The following is a 210-nucleotide window of genomic DNA, read 5'->3' as shown; positions in this document are numbered from 1 at the left end:
ATTCCACTCCGAACTAAATTCAGTGCCACTTGCTCTATCCCCTCCTGAAGACCCTCCTGGCGACCCTCCTGGCGACCCAGTTCTTGACCCTCCTGAAGACCCTCCTGGCGACCCAGTTCTTGACCCTCCTGGCGACCCTCCTGGCGACCTTCGCGCAGACCCGCTTCGCGACCTTCAGCTAAAATCTCTTGATACATGGATGATTCCCGC

Annotated in this window: 1 pseudogene; it reads right to left on the bottom strand. The window is 58.1% G+C overall.

Annotated elements, in window-relative coordinates:
• A pseudogene (locus tag AC0QH1_RS01205) lies at window positions 1-197 on the bottom strand (Yae1 family protein); the annotation flags it as partial.
• Between the last annotated feature and the right edge of the window lie 13 nt (window positions 198-210).

This window comes from Phormidium sp. CCY1219 (assembly GCF_055795085.1).
Note: the sequence above shows the minus strand (reverse complement) of the source record. Positions and strands in the feature narration are given on the sequence as shown.